The organism is Sandarakinorhabdus sp. (assembly GCF_987265915.1).
The window spans coordinates 180747-193722 of sequence record NZ_OZ503948.1 but is presented as its reverse complement, the minus strand read 5'-3'; the positions used below and the strand labels follow the sequence as shown (position 1 = coordinate 193722).

Below are 12976 nucleotides of genomic sequence, written 5' to 3'. Positions count from 1 at the left end.
CCCTTTCCCCTCCCCGTCAGGGGAGGGGAGAGGAGTGGGGAATGAGGGGTCGCCTCAAACCACCCCGTCCAGATATTCCACATCCGGCCGCCCGGCGAGCGCACCCGCCAGCGCCGGGCCAGCCGCCTTGAAATGCGCGCTTTCGCCGTGCGCCTTCAACGCATCGGCATCGGCGTAAATCTCCAGCACCTTGTACGTCAGCGGATCGGCTTTCGATCTTGTGAGCTGATAGGCATGGTTGCCCGGCTCATTGGCGCGCACTGCGGCTTGCAGTGTGCGGAACGCCGCCTCGAACGCGTCTGCCGTGCCGTCCTTGATCTTCAACGTGGCGATAACCCCGATCATGTGCGTCTCCTGGTTGCGACGCCACGCTGGCGCATGTGGGGCCGATCCCCAAGCTGGCAAAATGATGGACGCCGCGCGGCAGCAACGTTAATCTTCGCCTGCATTCCGGGGGGATCGACCATGGCGACTGTGGCGGGCAGATTGGCCAATAAAGATTTGGCGCGGCAGGCGCGCGTCACCGGCGTGATGGCGCTGGTGTTTGCCGCCGGCTTTTCCTTCGCCCTCGCCATGGGCCGTTCCAGCTTCGGCGCGCCGCCAATCGTGCATGTCCACGGCATCATCTTCTTTGGCTGGGTGGTGCTTTCGTTGCTGCAGGCCGGGCTGGCCGCCGGCGGCAACAGCGCTTGGCACAAGCGCCTGGGCTGGTTGGGCGTCGCGTGGATTTTCGCCATGCTGTTTCTCGGCCCGGCCGTCACGGTGGCGGCCGTGCAGACCGGGCGGGTGCCGTTCGTCTTCCAGCCGCAGCATTTCCTGATCGATGATACCTTGAGCGTGTTCTGCTTTGCCGGGCTGGCGCTTACCGCCATCGCCCGCCGCCGCGACACCGGCTGGCACCGCCGTCTGCATCTGTGCGCGCTGGCTAGCCTGATGGGCCCGGCCTTTGGCCGATTGCTGCCGATGCCGTTCATGCTGGGCTATAATTTCCAGGTCGCCAGCCTGTGCGGCCTGCTCTTCCCGGCGTGGATGGTCTGGCGCGAATGGCGAAGCGCGGGCAGCGTGCACCCCGCGTGGTTGCCGGGCACGCTTGCCATACCGGTCACATTGATCGCCGGCTGGCTGCTCGCCGAATCAGCGTTGGGCGCCGCGCTCTATCAGGCCGTTGCCGCCGGCACGCCCGGTGCCGCCTTCCCCGGCCTCGCCTATCCGCCGCCGCCGCCGGGGGCTTAAATCCCCCGCTTCGGCGCGGCGAACACCCGGCGGATTTCGGGTTCAAAGCTTTCCAGGCTGTCCACGTCGAAGCCCGGATCAAACGCTGGCGCGTCCCAGCGATCGACGATCTTTTCGGCCATGTCGAACCAGGATTCGCCGCGATATTTCTCGCGGGCGGCCGGGTCCTTGCCCAGATGCTCGTAATAGTAACGGCCCTGGAAATCCTGGTGGTGGACGATGGCGTGGTAGATGTCGTCCGACACATAGGGTTTCAGCATTTCGCCGGCGATGGCGCCGTGGTTGGGGATGCTGAACAATTTGCCCAGGTCGTGGCACAGCGCGGCCACCACTTCTTCATCGCTGGCGCCATCGCGACGGGCGAGCGTGGCGGTCATCAGGCTGTGCACCAGCTGGTTGGCGCCGAAGCCGACTTCGATGGCCTCCAGACGCTTGAGCGAATCGATGATCTGCGCTGCGGCGGCCGATTGCTGATGCTTCATGTGTTCGGCAGCAATGTGCATCCAGTCGTCGCGTGTGCCTTCCAGCATTGTGGTGAACATGCGTCTTCTCCCGTTTGCCGACTCAGGCCGCCCGATCGGCCCACACCGCGCGATATTGCTTGCGCAAACTGACCTTGTCGATCTTGGCCGAACCCAGCTTGGGCAATTGATCGGCCGACATCCACACCTTGGCCGGAATCTTGAAGCCCGACAGGCCGGTTCTCAGGAAATCGGTGAGCGCATCGGGATCGAGATGCGCGCCGGGCTTGGCATAGACCACCGCGCCGACAATCTCGCCCAGCCGCTCATCGGGCAGGCCGAACACGCTCACTTCGGCCACCGCCGGGTGGGCATAGATGGCCGATTCCACTTCCTGGCAGCTGATATTCTCACCGCCGCGGATGATGATGTCCTTCTTGCGATCGACGATGAACAAATAGCCTTCGTCATCCAGGTAACCGAGATCGCCGCTGCGGAACCAGCCGTCGCCCACGAAGGCTGCCGCGGTGGCTTCGGGCTTGTTCCAGTAACCCCGGCAATTGCACACCGAACGGATGCACACTTCGCCCACGGCATTGGCCGGCAGCGCCGGGCCGACCGCGCCGTCGCCATCGGCAATGCGGATTTCCACCAGCGGCGGCGCGGCGCGCCCGGTGGAGGCCGGCTTGGCGCGATAGGATTCGCGGATATTGCCGGCGCCGACGCCGTTGGTTTCGGTCAGGCCATAGCCCTGCACCGGGTGTTTGCCGGCAAATTCGCCGGCCAGCCGCTCGACATGTTCGGGCGGGCGCGGCGCGCCGCCGCTGGCGATATCGACCAGCGTGGACAGATCATATTTGTGCCGATCCGGGTGCTGCATCAATTCAAGGCTCATGGTGGGCACGCCGACGAAATAGGTGCAGCGTTCCTTTTCGATCAGGCGCAGCGCTTCGCCGGCATCCCATTTGTGCATGATGATCATTTTGCGGCCGATGGCGATCGACACCAGCAGCACCGGCACCAGCCCGGTGATGTGGAACAGCGGCACATTCAGCAGCATCACCTGCTGCTCGGCCGGCGCCACACCAGCCTTGGCCGACAATTCCAGCAGCGCCAGGCCGGTGACCAGATAGTTCATCGAGGCCGACACCTGCGCCCGGTGCGTCGACACCGCGCCCTTGGGGCTGCCGGTGGAGCCGGACGTGTACATGATCGTGCAATCATCTTCGGGCGACAATTCCGGCAGATACCACATCGTGTCGGGGCTGGCCGCCAGTTCATCCTCGGCGCGCACGAAACCCAACTGGCTGGCGACTTCGCCCGAGGTGCGCACGGTGATCACCTGCGCCGAACATGACAATGTGGCCAGGCGGCGGGCGCGTTCCTCGTCCGCAATCACCAGCCGCGCACCCGAATCGCTGATGCCGTAGCCCATTTCCTCGGCGGTCCACCACGCGTTCATCGGGATGCACACCGCGCCCATATGGACGACGGCGAGATAAGCGATCACCCATTCGGGATAGTTGCGCATGGCAACGCCCACCCGGTCACCCTTGGCGATGCCGTGGCGATGCTGCAGCATGGCGGCAAATTTCAGCGACTTTGCATAGACACCGGCAAAGGTCAGCCGTTCTTCGCCGAACACCAGAAATTCCTTGGGGCCCTGGGCGGCAAAGAAGGCGCCGAGATATTCGCGCATTGTCGGGGGGGCGGCGCTGAAGATCGGCAGAGTGACGCCGCGCACCGGCACCTGCGCCACCCCCAGCATGCCGCCCGGCGCTGTGATGCCGGCCACCACTTCGTCAAGCGCAGTATCGAGCGCGGATTTCATGCGTATCTCCCCAAATCAGTCCAAGGCGTTCCGGCCGCTGCCCGCGGCTCTGACCACGCCTTTGTGCCATGCTCAGCGATGCTTGCAAGCACAAGCATTTGGGTGGTTATTTGGTTGAAGAAGCTTGCCGACCAGGCTCAGGGCCACCCGATAGACCTCACAAAATCGGAATGGTATTGAAGCTCACTCGCGACGGACGCGTCAGGTAATTTGATTGTAACTGTCTGCAATCCGGCGCGACGGGCATATTTCATTGCTGGCACGCAGTCAGTATCATTGCTTATAAGAATAACCCGCTCAACGGCCTTGTTTTCGGAGAATGCCGCCACATCTAGCCCAATGCGCATATCGACCCCCTTCTGTTCAAACACCGGCTCGAAATCATTGTCTGTTGGTGGCTGTGGAGGCACCGGAACTGTCCTCGGCTTCCAGCCGCGAAACTTCAAAACACCGCGCCTGACGGCAAACATATCTTTACGTGCTAACTGAAGCAGCCAATTGTCCGTTTGGTCGAAGATCTTGACTTCCTGCGAAACTGGAAGTCTCACCTCTCCATTGAAGGGGGCACAATCATAGTACAAAGCACGCAACAAAGTCTCGTCAGCTGCCAGACAGGCACGCGCAACCTGCTCAACGTAGTCTGGATTATATTGCTTTCTTGCCCTTTTCACCAACACCCGAAGGTGACCGCCGTCGATAAGGAGCGCGACCCGGTACAAAATAAAACCCCCTCCAAGCGCTGCCGCCGGGAGGGGGTTTCGTATAGTGCCCGCCTACGGGCGTAACGGAATACCTTTGTACTATCCCCAAAGTGGGATTCGGTCAAGCGTACGCCGCTCGGTTCCGAATATGATTAGTACCCCAGCGTGCGGGCCAGCCGGTCCGAATGGAAGGCCGCGTCGCCGAATGTCTCCTGCGCGGCGCGGGCGCGTTTCATGAAGAATCCGATGTCGAAATCGTCGGTCATGCCGATGCCGCCGTGCATCTGCACGCCTTCGTTGGTGGCCAGGATCGCCGCCTCGCCGGCCTTGGCCTTGGCCAGGGACACATAAAGCGGCGCACGCGCATCGCCTTCGTCCAGCGCCTGCAACGCCTTCAGCGTGGCGGAGCGCGCCAGTTCCAGCTCGCAGAACAGATGCGCGGCGCGGTGCTGCAACGCCTGGAAGCTGCCGATCTTCTGGCCGAACTGTTCACGCTGCTTGAGATAATCCACCGTCATCGTGAACGACGTGCCCGACACGCCCAGCATTTCGGCGGCGAGGCAGGCGCGCCCCGCGTTGAGCATCTTTTCCAATATGGCATGGCCTTCACCTACGGTGCCGAGCACATCGGCGCCATCCACCTGCACGTCATCCAGCGTGACGCGCGCGGCGTTGCGGCTGTCCACCATCGACCGGCGCGCGACGTTCACGCCTTGCGCCTTGGGGCTGACCAGAAACAAGGTGATGCCGGCCGCATCGTCCGTTTCGCCGCTGGTGCGCGCCGCGACGATCAGCGTGTCGGCGACATGGCCATCGAGCACGAAGCCCTTCACGCCGTTCAGCTTGAAGCCATTGCCCGATGGCGTTGCCGTGGTCGCGACATGATTGGGCTTGTGGCGCGCCGCTTCATCGGCGGCCAGCGCCAGCAGATGCGCGCCTTGCGCAATCAGCGGCAGATATTTCGCCTGCTGTTCCGGCGTGCCGTGTTTCAGCGCGGTAGCGCCGAGCACGGCGGTGGACAGCATCGGTGCCGCGGACAGATTCTTGCCCATGGCTTCCAGGATGATGCCGGCGGCGACATGGCCCATATCCGCGCCGCCATGCGCTTCGGGCACCAGCACGCCGGCAAAGCCCATCTCGGCGATTTTCGCCCACAGGTCGCGGGAGAAGCCATCGGCGTCGTGGCTGTCGCGCAATTGGCGGTGCTGCGCGACCGGCGCTTCATCGCGGAAAAATCCGTCCGCGCTGTCGCGGATCATCTGCTGGTCTTCGGTGAGAACAAGAGCCATTTTTTCAGTCCTTGCTGAGGCTTTTCAATACAAGCTGCATCTGCCGGTGTTCCTCACTGTCGATCAGAACTGTCCAAGGTGCGTTGTGTTGATGCCATTTGAAGCGGGCAGCGCGCAAAGCGCGCCGGAATCGTTTGCGACAGATATCGGCGCATTGAGCCATTTCAACAGCCGTCACCATGCCTTCGGGTGCCGCTCGAGGCACCCGATCCTTAGGCACCTGGCAATTCCAGCACGCGCTTGGCGATGATGTTCAGCTGCACTTCCGACGTGCCGCCCTCGATGCTGTTCGCGCGGCTGCGCAGCCACGACCGCGCCAGATCGCCTTCGCCCTGCTCTTCGCCTTCCCAAGCCAAGCCGTCGCTGCCGCGGATCGACATCAGCAGCTGCATGCGCTCCTTGTTCAGCTCGGTGCCGTAATATTTCAGCATCGAACTGAGCGCGCCGGTGCCCTGGCCGCTCTTGGTTTCGGCCAGCGTGCGCTCCATGGTCAGGGCAAAGGCCCAGGCGTTGATTTCATGGCGGGCGATGTCGGTGCGCAGCGCGGTGTCGGCCAGGATCGCCGCATCCAGCCCGATCAGCTTCTTGGCGATGTTCGACACCGAATCGCGCTGGCCGCCGCCGGTCGAATCGCTGCCGCCGATCATGTCGCGTTCGTGGGTGAGCAGATATTTGGCGATGTCCCAGCCCTTGCCGGGCGCACCCATCAGATCCTTCTTGGGCACCTTCACATTGTCGAAAAACGTCTGGCAGAACGGCGAATAGCCGGAGATCAGCTTGATCGGAGAGGTGCTGACGCCTTCGGAGGCCATGTCGAACAGCAGGAACGAAATGCCCTGATGTTTCGGGCCGCTGGCATCGGTGCGCACCAGGCAGAAGATCCAATCCGCCTTGTCGGCATAGCTGGTCCATACCTTGGAGCCGTTGACCAGATAATGGTCGCCCTTGTCTTCCGCGCTGGTGCGCAAAGACGCCAGATCGGACCCGGCGCCAGGCTCCGAATAGCCCTGACACCAGCGGATTTCGCCGCGCGCGATGCGGGGCAGATGTTCCAGTTTCTGCGCTTCATTGCCATATTTCAGCAACGCCGGCCCCAGCATCCAGATGCCGAAGCTCGACAGCGGCGATCGCGCCTTGATGGCGGCCATTTCCTCGCGCAGCACCTTGGCTTCATCGCGGCTCAGCCCGCCGCCGCCATATTGGCTGGGCCATTCCGGCACCGTCCAGCCCTTGGCGCCCATGCGCTCCAGCCACAGCCGCTGGGCATCACTGGAAAATTCGCACTTGCGGCCGCCCCAGCACACATCATCGTCGCCGCGGATCGGCAGGCGCATTTCCGGCGGGCAATTCTCCGCCAGCCAGGCGCGCGTTTCGGCGCGGAACGCTTCAAGATCGGACATCATTCCACTCCCATTGGAAAACATGCTGGCTGCCCTTATGGTGCGCCGCGGCGCGCGCGCCAAGCTGGCAGTTGCGATGGACAATTCGGGGCATATGATGATCGATCTGCTTGCAGGCGCCGTGGATTTTTCCACCCTGCCCATCCGCCCCGAAGCCTTCACCATCCCGGCGTTCAGCGTTGGCGGCAGTATTTGGGGCCCATTCGCGCTGCGCTGGTACAGCCTCGCCTATATCATCGGCATTGCCGGGGCCTGGTTTCTGCTCACCCGCATGATCAAACGGGCGGGCGCGCCGCTCGGTCAGCAGCAGCTCGATGATTATATCACCTGGGCCACCCTCGGCGTAATTGGCGGCGGCCGGCTCGGCTATGTGATCTTTTACAATCCCGAAAAATACATGGCCGATCCGATGGAGATATTGCGCCTGTGGGATGGCGGTATGAGCTTTCACGGCGGCTGCTTCGGGGTGATCGCCGCCTGTTTCCTGCATGGCTGGTTTTCGAAATACAGTGGCCTGCGGCTGCTGGATTATGTCGCCACGGTGACGCCGCTGGGGCTGGGGCTGGGCCGCGTCGCCAATTTCATCAATGGCGAATTGTGGGGCCGGCCCACCGGAACGGACTGGGGCATCATCTTCCCCGATGCCGGCCCGGAACCGCGCCACCCCAGCCAGCTTTATGAGGCTGCGCTGGAAGGCGGCGTGCTGATGATCATCCTCACCATCCTGTTCTGGGCAACGCCGGCGCGGTTGCGGCCGGGTGTGCTGTCCGGCGTGTTCGGGTTGGGCTATGGGTGCTCGCGCTTCATCGTCGAATATTATCGGGAGCCGGATCGCCAGCTCGGCATCCTGGGCAGCGGCCTCACCATGGGGCAGACGCTCACCCTGCCGATGATCGCCGCCGGGCTGCTGCTGATCATCGTCGGGCTGGCCAGGAAGCCCGTGCAGGCGTGACGCTGGCCGGCGAACTGCGCGCCCGCATCGCCAGCGGAGGGCCGCTGCGGCTGGATGCGTGGATGGCAGCCTGCAACCGGGCCTTTTATGCCAGCGCCGATCCGCTGGGCCGCGATTTCACCACCGCGCCGGAAATCAGCCAGATGTTCGGTGAGATGATTGGCGGCTGGATCGGCGATCTCTGGCTGCGCGCCGGTGCGCCGGCCTTCGATCTGGTCGAGCTGGGGCCGGGGCGCGGCACGCTGCTTGCCGATGCGCTGCGGGTGCTGGGCCGGCTGCCGGGCTTTGCCGCCGCGGTGCGGGTGCAGCTGGTGGAGACCAGCGACGTGCTGCGTGAGGCGCAGGCGGCGCGATTGGTGGGCTGGCCGGTGCAGTGGCACGATGATTGCGCTGGTTTGCCCGGCGACCGGCCGTTGATCATCATTGCCAACGAATTTTTCGATGCACTGCCCATCCGCCAACGCAAGGATGGCCATGAACTGCATGTCGGGATTGCCGGCGACGCCTTCGCGCCTGTGTGGCTGGCGTCGCCAGGCCCCGATGCCGAATGGAGCGAAGTCGGCACCGCGATCATGGCCGGGCTGGCGGCACGACTGGCGCGCCAAGGCGGCGCAGCGCTGATCATCGATTATGGCCATGATGGCGGCAAAGTGGGGGACACGTTGCAGGCGCTGCGCAGTGGCGCGCCGGTCAGTCCGTTTGCCAACCCTGGTGCGCATGATCTGACCGCGCATGTCGATTTCGGCGCGCTGGCGGCGGCGGCGCGCGGCCTCGCCAGCCATGGCCCGGTGGGGCAGGGCGCGTTTCTGGCGGAACTGGGCATTGCAGCGCGCGCTGCGGCGCTGAAATCCGGCAAGGATCCGGCGAAAGCGGCTGCCATCACCGCCGCCCTGCACCGCCTGACCGCGCCGCAGCAGATGGGGGCGATCTTTCGCGTGGCTGCAGTCACCGCGCCGGGCTGGCCAGCGCCGGCCGGATTTGGCATGGCGGGCAAATGACGACACCCGCCCTGTCCTACCGCGATGCCGTGCCCGAAGATGCCGCCGTACTGGCCGGCATTGCTGCGGCCACCTTCATCGAAACCTTCGGCACCCTGTACAAGCTGGATGATCTGGGTCGCTTCATCGCCGGCTACACCCCGGCAGCCTATGCCGCCGAACTGGCCGACCCGGATTATGCCGTGCGCTTTGCCTGCATCGGCGACGTGGTGATCGGATTTTGCAAGATCAGCAGCCTGAAATTGCCCGCCCCCGATCCGGCACCGGGCGCGATGGAGCTGCGCCAGCTCTATATCTACAAGCCCTGGCACGGCCTGAAGATCGCCGATGCGCTGACCGATTGGGCCAAGGACCGCGCGCGGGCGCGCGGTGCGCCGGAACTGTGGCTGAGCGTGTTCACCGAAAACGCCCGCGCCCGGCGCTTTTATGTGCGCCATGGTTTTGTGGAGGTCGCGCCCTATCATTTCATGGTCGGCGATCAGGCCGATGAGGATATCCTGTGCCGGGCGACGCTGTAGACTTTCTGACCGTGCCGGCGCTGGCGGGAACGCGTCATGGCTTCCTCACCCGGCGCGGCGGGGTGTCGGGCGGCCTGTTCGCCAGCCTGAATGTCGGGCTGGGCAGCAGTGACGACCGCACGTGCGTGCTGGAAAACCGCCGCCGCGCGGTGGCCGCTGTCGCGCCGGGCGCTTCACTGGTCACGCTGCATCAGGTGCACTCCGCCAACGTGATCCCGGTCACGGCGCCCTTCGCCGATGATGCGCGTCCGCATGCCGATGCCATGGTGACCGCCACGCCCGGCCTGGCGCTGGGCATCCTCACCGCCGATTGCGCACCAATCCTGCTGGCCGACCGCGCCGCCGGGGTGATTGGCGCAGCGCACAGCGGCTGGAAGGGCGCGCTCGCCGATATCGGCCCGGCGACGGTGGCGGCGATGGTGGCGCTGGGCGCCCGTGCCGATCGCATCGTCGCCGCAATCGGGCCGACGATTGCGCAGCGCAGTTATGAAGTGGACCTGGCGTTTCAGATGCGATTCTGCGCCGCCGATCCGGCGCATGAGGCGTTCTTCCGCGCCGGCAAGCCCGGGCATTGCCAGTTCGATCTGGAAGGTTTCATCGCCGCGCGCCTCGCCGCTGCCGGGGTGCGCACGGTGGTCGCGATGGGGGTGGACACCTATCCCGATGCCGCGCGCTGGTTCAGCTTCCGCCGGACGACGCATGCCGGCGAGCCGGATTATGGCCGGCAATTGTCGGTGATTGCGCTGGGTTAAGCCCACCCCCAGCCCCTCCCGCTTGCGGGAGGGGCTGGGGGTGGGAAAACGCGTCAACCCGAAACGCCGATTCCCTTTTCCGCCGCCCCGCCTTAACCTGCCCGCCACATGGACATCTATCTGCCCATTGCCGAAATGTCGGTGAACGCGCTGGTCATCCTCGTGCTGGGCGGCGTTGTCGGCTTTCTGTCGGGCATGTTCGGGGTTGGTGGCGGCTTTCTCACCACGCCGCTGCTGATCTTCTATGGCATCCCCCCGGCCGTCGCAGTGGCATCGTCGGCCACGCAGATCACCGGCGCATCGGTGTCGGGCGCGCTGGCCTATTGGGAACGCGGCCAGGTCGATGTGAAGATGGGCGGCGTGCTGGTGTCGGGCGGAGTGGTCGGCGCCGGCTTTGGACAGGTGATCTTCCGGCTGTTGCAGGATTTCGGGCAGATCGATGTGGTGATCAGCCTGATTTACGTGCTGTTTCTCAGCGTGATAGGCGGGCTGATGCTGCGTGATGCGCTGGCGGCCCTGCTGGCGCGCCGCGCCGGGCGGACGGTGCCGACCCGGCGGCTGCGGCACTTGCCATGGGTGGCGGCGCTGCCGTGGCCGATGCGCTTTCCACGCTCCGGCCTTTACATCTCGCCGCTGGCCCCGCTGGCATTGGGGGCAGCGGTGGGGATGCTCACCGTGATCATGGGCATTGGCGGCGGCTTCATCATGGTGCCGGCCATGGTCTATATCCTGGGCATGCGGGCGCAGGCGGTGGTGGGCACGTCGCTGTTCCAGATCATCTTCGTCACCGCCACCACCACCTTGCTGCACGCCACGGCCTCGCAAACCGTCGATATCGTGCTGGCGCTGCTGCTGCTGGTGGGCGGCGTTACCGGCGCGCAATTCGGCGTGCGCGCCGCGCAGAAATTGTCGCCGGATCGGCTGCGGCTGGCGCTGGCGCTGATCGTGCTGGGCGTGGCGGTCCGGCTGTTCATCGGGCTGACCTGGACGCCCGCCGAGCCTTTCGCCTTGTTTGGCGGCGCATGAGGGCGCGCATCGCCTTGCTGGTGATGGCCTGGCTGGCGCTCGTTGGGGCAGCGCCGATCCGGTTGATCACACAGCTCAGCCAGGCGCGCATCGACATCAACACCAGCTTTCGCGGTGCCGAGCTGCTGGTGTTCGGCGCGATCCAATATCCGCGCGGCGCGGTGCCCGATGCGCCGCCCGATATCGCCGTGGTGGTGCGCGGCCCGGCCGCGCCGGTCACGGTGCGGCAGAAGACGCGGGTGGCCGGCATCTGGGTGAATGCCCGCGGCGTGCGGTTCGAATCGGTGCCGGGCTTCTATGCCGTGGCCTCGACCCGGCCGATCGACGCGCTCGCCGATGATCGCATCACCGCGATTTACGAGATCGGCATCCGCAACCTGCAACTGTCCCCGGCCAGCGGCGCCGATGAAGCCACGACGCGGGCGTTCGAGGCCGGCCTGGTGTCGATCCGTGAACGCGCTGGCCTGTTTGCCGAACGGCCGGGCGGCGTCGCGGTAACGCGCGGCGTGCTCTATTCGGCGCGTATCGCGCTGCCGGCGGCGGTGCCCGTGGGGGATTATACCGCGGAAATCCATCTCGTTGAGGGCGGCCGCGTGCTGGCCAGCACGTCAACCGGCTTTGCCATCGGCAAATCCGGGTTTGAACGCTGGGTCTATGTGATGGCGCAGCAACACAGCCTGGCCTATGGGCTGGCAGCGGTGGCGGCGGCGCTGCTGGCCGGCGGATTGGCGGCCTTGCTGACCAGGCGGCGCTGGTGACGCTTGCGTGGGGGTGACGCTTGCGTGGGGGTGACGCTTGCGCGGGCAGGCGCAAAACAGCCTCGATAATATTCGACTCGCTTGCCGCGGCATTTTGGTATAGCTTCGTGATTGGCGCAATATCGGCCGGCTGCTTTGGAAATTTCACCGCATCGCCCGACAGGCTCCAGCAAACAGGCAATAATACGGATTTGGAATTAGGTAATGAGCTTTGATCGACGCGGACGTGGTCCGGGGCGCGGTGGTTTTGACAAGCGCGAAGGCGGCTTCGAAAGTTTCGAGGACGCGGGGCGCAGCTTCGGTGGCGGCGGCTTCGGCGGCGGTGATCGTTTCGGTGGCGGCGGCGGTGGCCGCGGTGGTTTCGGCGGCGGCGGCGGTGATCGTGGCGGCTTCGGCGGTGGTGGCGGCGATCGCGGCGGCTTCGGCGGTGGCGGTCGCTTCGGCGGCGGTGGCGGTGGCGGCGGTGGTTTCGGTGGCGGTGGTCCGCGCCGGGAACAATCGCCGGGCATCATCATCGGCACTGGGCGCGGTACGGTGAAATTCTTCAACGCGCAAAAGGGCTTCGGCTTTGTGGTGCGTGAAGATGGCGGCGAAGACGTGTTCGTGCACATCTCGGCGGTGGAAGCTGCTGGCCTGACTGGCCTGGCCGATGGCCAGCCGCTGGAATTCACGCTGTCCGAACGCAATGGTCGCGTTTCGGCCACAGAACTGAAGATCGACGGCGAACCGTTGCCGGTTTCGGATCGTGGCCCGCCGCGTGATCGTGAACCGCGTGAAGGTGGCTTCGAACGTCGCCCGGCGCCGTCGCGTGATCGCCCGGCCCCGATGGGCAATGGCGAGCGCGTGGATGGCACCGTGAAGTTCTTCAACGGCACCAAGGGCTTCGGCTTCATTCAGCGCGACGATGGTGCGCCGGATGCATTCGTGCACATCTCGGCCGTGGAACGCGCCGGCTTCGCCAATCTGAACGAAGGCCAGCGCGTCTCGTTCGAACTGGAAGAAGACCGTCGCGGCAAGCAGGCTGCGGTGAACCTGCAGCCGCTCTGATCCATCGGAT

The 12976-nt window shown here is 64.9% G+C and carries 14 protein-coding genes; 8 read left to right on the top strand and 6 right to left on the bottom strand.

Annotation, left to right across the window (positions count from 1 at the left end; all coding sequences use genetic code 11):
* Positions 1-54: 54 nt before the first annotated feature.
* Positions 55-345, bottom strand: a complete 291-nt coding sequence (locus AC6UUM_RS00905) for a putative quinol monooxygenase (RefSeq protein ID WP_500803474.1) — start codon at positions 343-345, stop codon at positions 55-57.
* 141 nt (positions 346-486) lie between these two features.
* On the opposite strand from AC6UUM_RS00905, the gene AC6UUM_RS00900 reads away from it, so the two are divergent.
* The gene (locus AC6UUM_RS00900) at positions 487-1233 is read left to right on the top strand and encodes a hypothetical protein (RefSeq protein ID WP_500803473.1); all 747 of its coding nucleotides are present in this window, start codon (positions 487-489) and stop codon (positions 1231-1233) included.
* Here the strand turns inward: AC6UUM_RS00900 and AC6UUM_RS00895 are convergent.
* The 5 genes from AC6UUM_RS00895 to AC6UUM_RS00875 form a co-directional block, all read right to left on the bottom strand.
* Positions 1230-1775 (bottom strand): HD domain-containing protein, encoded by a 546-nt coding sequence (locus tag AC6UUM_RS00895; protein WP_500803472.1) that lies wholly within the window; start codon positions 1773-1775, stop codon positions 1230-1232. The two genes, AC6UUM_RS00900 and AC6UUM_RS00895, sit on opposite strands and share 4 nt — an antisense overlap.
* A gap of 22 nt (positions 1776-1797) precedes the next feature.
* Positions 1798-3525, bottom strand: coding sequence for a class I adenylate-forming enzyme family protein (locus AC6UUM_RS00890; protein WP_500803471.1), 1728 nt, complete (start codon positions 3523-3525; stop codon positions 1798-1800).
* A gap of 137 nt (positions 3526-3662) precedes the next feature.
* Positions 3663-4244 carry an NYN domain-containing protein gene (locus AC6UUM_RS00885; RefSeq protein ID WP_500803470.1) on the bottom strand — a complete coding sequence of 194 codons (582 nt, stop codon included), beginning with the start codon at positions 4242-4244 and terminating at the stop codon, positions 3663-3665.
* A 134-nt stretch (positions 4245-4378) separates the two neighbouring features.
* Positions 4379-5515, bottom strand: coding sequence for an acyl-CoA dehydrogenase family protein (locus tag AC6UUM_RS00880; protein ID WP_500803469.1), 1137 nt, complete (start codon positions 5513-5515; stop codon positions 4379-4381).
* Positions 5516-5727: 212 nt separating this feature from the next.
* Positions 5728-6918: an acyl-CoA dehydrogenase family protein gene (locus AC6UUM_RS00875; protein WP_500803468.1), complete on the bottom strand. Its 1191-nt coding sequence runs from the start codon at positions 6916-6918 to the stop codon at positions 5728-5730.
* 91 nt (positions 6919-7009) lie between these two features.
* Here AC6UUM_RS00875 and lgt point away from each other — a divergent pair, with 91 nt between their 5' ends.
* The 7 genes from lgt (at position 7010) to AC6UUM_RS00840 (ending at position 12966) form a co-directional block, all read left to right on the top strand.
* Complete coding sequence (gene lgt / locus AC6UUM_RS00870; RefSeq protein WP_500804876.1) at positions 7010-7867, top strand: prolipoprotein diacylglyceryl transferase; 858 nt, start codon at positions 7010-7012, stop codon at positions 7865-7867.
* On the top strand, positions 7864-8865 hold the full coding sequence (locus tag AC6UUM_RS00865) for a class I SAM-dependent methyltransferase (RefSeq protein ID WP_500803467.1): 1002 nt from the start codon (positions 7864-7866) through the stop codon (positions 8863-8865). Before lgt ends, AC6UUM_RS00865 begins: the two co-directional genes overlap by 4 nt.
* Positions 8862-9383, top strand: coding sequence for a GNAT family N-acetyltransferase (locus AC6UUM_RS00860; RefSeq protein ID WP_500803466.1), 522 nt, complete (start codon positions 8862-8864; stop codon positions 9381-9383). The genes AC6UUM_RS00865 and AC6UUM_RS00860 overlap by 4 nt, the downstream gene beginning before the upstream one ends.
* Entirely contained in the window at positions 9365-10135 is a 771-nt protein-coding gene (gene pgeF, locus AC6UUM_RS00855; protein ID WP_500803465.1) for a peptidoglycan editing factor PgeF, read from the top strand. Before AC6UUM_RS00860 ends, pgeF begins: the two co-directional genes overlap by 19 nt.
* Before the next feature lie 108 nt (positions 10136-10243).
* On the top strand, positions 10244-11161 hold the full coding sequence (locus tag AC6UUM_RS00850; protein ID WP_500803464.1) for a sulfite exporter TauE/SafE family protein: 918 nt from the start codon (positions 10244-10246) through the stop codon (positions 11159-11161).
* Complete coding sequence (locus AC6UUM_RS00845; protein ID WP_500803463.1) at positions 11158-11919, top strand: TIGR02186 family protein; 762 nt, start codon at positions 11158-11160, stop codon at positions 11917-11919. Before AC6UUM_RS00850 ends, AC6UUM_RS00845 begins: the two co-directional genes overlap by 4 nt.
* Positions 11920-12123: 204 nt before the next feature.
* Positions 12124-12966, top strand: coding sequence for a cold-shock protein (locus tag AC6UUM_RS00840; RefSeq protein ID WP_500803462.1), 843 nt, complete (start codon positions 12124-12126; stop codon positions 12964-12966).
* Positions 12967-12976: the final 10 nt, after the last annotated feature.